The sequence below is a fragment of the Stenotrophomonas sp. CASM106 genome, from assembly GCF_049384825.1.
Taxonomy (GTDB): domain Bacteria; phylum Pseudomonadota; class Gammaproteobacteria; order Xanthomonadales; family Xanthomonadaceae; genus Stenotrophomonas; species Stenotrophomonas muris.
This window is the reverse complement of sequence record NZ_JBMRFS010000089.1, coordinates 1-396: the sequence shown is the minus strand read 5'-3', so window position 1 is coordinate 396 and position 396 is coordinate 1. Positions and strand designations below refer to the sequence as shown.

The following is a 396-nucleotide window of genomic DNA, read 5'->3' as shown; positions in this document are numbered from 1 at the left end:
TGCCTATGGTGACCTGGCCGCGGCAAGCGGCCGCCTTCCCTGATCCCATTCCCGGGACCATGGTCCACGTGACTGGACATGCTGGCCTCAGCTGTTGAACGTTTCGGGAAGGATCCCACCACACTTGCGGCAATGGCGTGCATCCGGTTCGTGCCCTTCCAGTCCGCAGTCCGGGCAGCCACGCGCATCGCGGCGCGCGGCCTGCTCGGCTTCACGCATGGTGCTGGCCAGTTCGGCGGTATAGATGCCGGTGGGCACGGCGATGATGCTGTAGCCGATCAGGATCAGCACCGAGGTGACGAAGCGGCCGAGCACGGTCTGCGGCACGATGTCGCCGAAGCCGACCGTGGCCATGGTCACCACCGCCCAGTACATGCTGGCCGGGATGTTGGTGAA

General features: G+C 65.7%; 1 protein-coding gene. It reads right to left on the bottom strand.

Translation table 11 applies throughout. From position 1 onward, the window contains the following. Positions 1 to 87: 87 nt before the first annotated feature. Positions 88 to 396: potassium channel family protein (locus VG556_RS22660; RefSeq protein WP_423180088.1), on the bottom strand; the 309-nt coding region annotated here is incomplete at its 5' end.